4 protein-coding genes and 1 pseudogene are annotated in these 4,282 nt (G+C 71.3%); 3 read left to right on the top strand and 2 right to left on the bottom strand.

Features of this window, described 5'->3' with window-relative positions; all coding sequences use genetic code 11:
* Together QH283_RS25905 and QH283_RS25900 are read right to left on the bottom strand one after the other, a co-directional pair.
* The coding region (locus tag QH283_RS25905; RefSeq protein ID WP_280505550.1) for a LacI family DNA-binding transcriptional regulator at nucleotides 1-723 on the bottom strand (723 nt) is incomplete at its 3' end.
* Nucleotides 724-774: 51 nt separating this feature from the next.
* The gene (locus QH283_RS25900; RefSeq protein ID WP_280505549.1) at nucleotides 775-2,133 is read right to left on the bottom strand and encodes a cytochrome P450; all 1,359 of its coding nucleotides are present in this window, start codon (nucleotides 2,131-2,133) and stop codon (nucleotides 775-777) included.
* A gap of 180 nt (nucleotides 2,134-2,313) precedes the next feature.
* On the opposite strand from QH283_RS25900, the gene QH283_RS25895 reads away from it, so the two are divergent.
* The 3 genes and pseudogenes from QH283_RS25895 to QH283_RS25885 all read left to right on the top strand — a co-directional run.
* On the top strand, nucleotides 2,314-3,198 hold the full coding sequence (locus QH283_RS25895; protein WP_280505548.1) for an SDR family NAD(P)-dependent oxidoreductase: 885 nt from the start codon (nucleotides 2,314-2,316) through the stop codon (nucleotides 3,196-3,198).
* Nucleotides 3,195-3,461: pseudogene (locus QH283_RS25890) on the top strand (LLM class flavin-dependent oxidoreductase); the annotation flags it as partial. The gene QH283_RS25895 and the pseudogene QH283_RS25890, both read left to right, overlap by 4 nt.
* Before the next feature lie 106 nt (nucleotides 3,462-3,567).
* Nucleotides 3,568-4,282, top strand: a 715-nt coding sequence (locus QH283_RS25885; protein WP_280505547.1) for an LLM class flavin-dependent oxidoreductase, incomplete at its 3' end; no start/stop codon positions are given.

Genomic DNA, 4,282 nt, shown 5'->3' with positions numbered 1-4,282 from the left:
GCCGCTCAGCAGTTCGGTCGCGCCCGCGATGCCGGTGTCGGCGTGGACCGGGCCGCGCACCACCAGCGACTCCTCGAGCGGCGCGCCCCGCTCGGCCAGCCTGGCCCGCAGGCCGGACTCGCGCAGCTTCACCGAGGAATTGTCCAGCGGGCCGGAGATCAGCCCGATCCGCCGATGCCCGAGGTCGAGCAGATGATCGGCCACCAGCGCGCCGCCACGCACATTGTCCGAGGTCACCCGATCGACCCGGCCCGCCTGGCTGCCGTGCACGTCGCGATTGAGGATCACCAGCGGGATGCCGCCGTCGATCAGCTCCGGCACCACCGGCGAGTCGAGCCGGGAGGAGATGAACACCACGCCGTCGACCAGCCCGCCGCGCAGCGCCCGGATGTCGGCGTCCTGCCTGCTGCTCTCGGTGCGATCGCTCATGATCAGCACCCGGTAGTCGTCACGGGCCAGCCGGTCCTGCAAGGCGTTGAACAGGATCGGATAGGAGGGATTGCGCATGTCGCCGCTGATCACCGCGATCGCGGCCGAGCGCCGGGTGATCAGGCTGCGCGCGGTGATGTGCGGGACGTAGCCCATCTCCTCGGCCAGCGCCCGCACCCGCGCTCTGGTCTCCGGGGTGACCCGGGGATCGTCGCGCAGGGCGCGCGACACCGTCGACTGCGACAGTCCCGCGCGTCGCGCGACGTCGTAGCTGGTCACCGTCCTGTTGCGCACGCTGGGAGTCTAGGGCGGTGTGCCGGCGTCCCACGGCGGGACGGCGGGCCGTCAGGCGGTGCGCACGCGGCGGCGGTAGCGGACCCGGCACGGCTGGGCCAGCTGCACCACCATCTTGGAGTGGTCGTTGCGGTAGCTGTCGGAGGGCTGGACCATCTCGAACTCCCAGTCCCGCAACAGGATCGAGAAGATCGCCTTGAGCTGCATGAGCGCGAACGCCGCGCCGACGCAGCGATGCCTGCCCGCGCCGAACGGAATCCAGGTCCAGCGGTTCACCAGATCGGCCTGGTTCGGGTCGATGTAGCGGCCGGGGTCGAACGTGTCCGGCTCGGGGAAATCCTCGGGCAGGCGGTTGGAGATCGCCGGGGTGGCCGCCACGTGGTCGCCCTTGGCGATGTGGTGCCCGCACACCTCGAAATCGTCCTGGGCCACCCGCATGAGGATGATCAGCGGCGGATGCAGCCGCAGCGTCTCTTTCAGGGTGGCCTCCAGCAACGGGATCTGGCGCAGCGCGTGGAAGCTCACGTCCTGGCCGTCGGTGTAGATCTCGTCGAGTTCGGCGGTGACCCGCGCCAGCAGCTCGGGGTGGCGCAGCAGTTCGATGACCGTCCAGGCCGCGGTGCCGGAGGTGGTGTGATGGCCGGCGAACATCATGGAGATGAAGATGCCGGTGATCTCGCTGGCCGAGAACCGAGGGCCGCCGTCGTCGCCGGGGACCGACACCAGCACGTCGAGCAGGTCGCGATCGGACTTGTCGGCGGGCGGGTCGGCGGCGCGCTGATCCATGATCTGCTGCACCAGTTCCACCAGGGCCGCACGCGCCGCGTCGCGCTTGCGGAAGCTCTCGATCGGGGCGTAGGGGTCGACATAGGCCAGGGCGTCGGTGCCCTGTTCCAGTTCGTGGTAGAGCTCGGCGAACCGCCGGTCGAGTTCGTTGCGGAACTTCACCCCGATCAGGCACGACGAGCTGGTGTAGATGGTGAGTTCGGCGAAGAACTCCAGCAGGTCGATCTCGCCCTCCTCGCCCCAGCTCGCCAGCATGCGCTCGACCTCGGCGGAGATGGTGCCCGCGTGGCCGCGCATCTGCTCGGCGCGCAGGGCCGAGTTGTGCAGCATCTCCTTGCGGCGTTCCGGGCTGGCGTCGAAGACCACGCCCTCGCCGAAGATCGGCTTCATGAACGGATAGGCGGCGGCCTGGTCGAGGTCCTCGTCGCCCGCGCGGAAGAAGAATTCGTTGGCCTCGGCGCCGCTGAGCAGGATGACCTGCTTGCCCGCCAGCTCGAACGCCCCGACATCGCCGCACTCCTCGCGCACCCGCCGCATCAGGGCGATCGGGTCGGTGCGGAACTCCTCGAGGTGCCCGTGTTCGTGTTCCCCGCCGGAGACCCGCCGTGGTTTCACCAGAGTCATCGGAATTACTTCCACAGATACCTGTCCGATTCATGTGATGGACACGTGTCTGGACAGTACTATGGTCGACGGGAAGGCGGCAAGAGGCCGATCGGCCCTGCGGTTCGGCGAACGGCCGGAACCGGCAGCCGCGGGCATCCGGTCGTGGCGACGCGAGGTGGCGAGGAGAGTGACCGGCGGATGAGCGGAACGGGTTCGGTGCGCGCGGCGGTGGTGACCGGCGGGTCGAGGGGGATCGGCCTCGAGGTCGCGGCGGCGCTGGCGCGAGCGGGCGCGGGCGTGGTGGTCAACGGCCGCGACCCGGTCGCCGTCGACGCCGCCGTCGCCCGGCTGAGAAGAGACGGCGGGCGCGCGCTCGGCATCGCCGGGTCCGCCGCCGAGGAACATGTCGCCGAGGACGCTGTGGCCGCCTGCGTGCGCGAGTACGGCGCGATCGACGCGCTGGTCAACTGCGCGGGCACCGCCGAACCCGAGGGCTCCTCCATTCTGAACATCACTGCCGCGCAATGGCATTCGCTGCTCGACGCGCACCTGGGCACGGTCTTCGCCACCTGCCGTGCGGCCGCACCCCGCATGGTCGCCCAAGGCGGCGGCGCCATCGTCAACACCAGCTCCTTCGCCTGGCTCGGCGACTACGGCGGCACCGGCTACGCGGCGGGCAAGGGCGCGGTCACCAGCCTCACCCTCGCCATCGCCGCGGAGCTGAAGGAGCACGGGGTGCGCGCCAATGTGGTGTGCCCCGGCGCGCGCACCCGGCTGTCCACCGGACCGGACTACGAGGCCAAGATCCGCGAGCTGCACCGGCGCGGCATGCTCGACGAACTGTCCGTGCAGGGGGCGCTTGACGCCCCGCCCGCCGAGTACGCCGCCCGGCTGTACCAGTTCCTCACCGGCCCGCTCGCGCGCGGAGTCACCGGCCAGATCTTCGTCGCGGCGGGCAATTTCGTCGGCCGTTTCGACCGGCAGGCACCGGCGATCCTCGGCTACCGCGACCACACCGACAGCCCGCCCTGGGAACCGGAGGAACTGGCGGCGATGATCACCGCCGAGCGGGCGCCCCGATGAGTCGTTCACCCGAGCACGTGCCGGCCGCCGGTGGTGACGACACGGGCGCGCAGCGTTTCCCGGAACTGGGCTGCTACGGACTGGCCGGGCACGCCCCGAGCGCCCGCGCCCTGCTCGACGAGGTGCGCGCGGCCGAGGATCTCGGCTTCGGCGCGATCTTCCTCTCCGAGCGCTTCGACACCAAGGAAGCCATGGCGCTGGCGGGCGCGGCCGCGGCGATCAGCGACCGCATCGGCATCGGCACCGCGGCCACCAACCACAACACCCGCCATCCCGTGGTCACCGCGGCCGCGGCCGTCACACTGCACCGGCTGACCGGGGGGCCGCTACGCGCTCGGCCTTGGCCGCGGCTTCGACCTGCTCTTCGACGTGCTCGGTCTGCCGAGAGTGACCTCGGCGCAACTGACCGACATCGCCGGCGTCTACCGCGCGCTCTGGCGCGGCGGCACCGTCGTCGGACACGACGGCCCCGCGGGCGCCTGGCCGCTGCTGCGGCTGGACTCGACGTTCGACGAGGACATCCCGCTGCTGCTCACCGCCATCGGCGACAACAGCCTGCGACTGGCGGGCCGCATCGCCGACGGCGTGGTGTTGCACAGCTTCTTCACCGACGAGACCACCGCCCGCGCCGTCCGGCTCGTCCGCACCGCCGCCGCAGCCGCCTGCCGTGACCCGGCCGCCGTGCGGATCTGGTCGGTGCTGGTCACCGTGCCCGACACCATCGACGAACCGACGCGGCTACGCAAACTCGCCGGTCGCCTCGGCACCTACCTCCAGGGCTACGGCGAGGTGCTCGTCCGCGCCAACGGCTGGGACGAGGCGATCCTGCACCGCTTCCGGGCCGACCCGGCGGTCACCGGGTGCGCGGGCGCGATCGACGCCGTCGCCGATGAACCCACCCTGCGCGCGGTCCACGGCCTGCTGCCCGCCCGGTGGCTCGCGGCGGCCGCCACCGCGCGCCTCGACCGGCTCGCCGACCACTCCATTACCGTCATCGACCAGTTCGCTGCTGCTGGCGGCGGATACGTGTCCACCTCGTGGGGGAAGGACTCCACCGTCCTGGTCGACCTTTTCGCCCAGTCCG

The sequence above is a fragment of the Nocardia farcinica genome, assembly GCF_029867845.1.
GTDB classification, from domain to species: domain Bacteria; phylum Actinomycetota; class Actinomycetes; order Mycobacteriales; family Mycobacteriaceae; genus Nocardia; species Nocardia farcinica_A.
Note: the sequence above shows the minus strand (reverse complement) of the source record. Positions and strands in the feature narration are given on the sequence as shown.

Bases quoted from the DNA above. Each gene is read 5' to 3' on its own strand.
- QH283_RS25900 (WP_280505549.1), bottom strand. From the start codon at position 2,133: ATGACTCTGGTGAAACCACGGCGGGTCTCCGGCGGGGAACACGAACAC.
- QH283_RS25895 (WP_280505548.1), top strand. From the start codon at position 2,314: ATGAGCGGAACGGGTTCGGTGCGCGCGGCGGTGGTGACCGGCGGGTCG.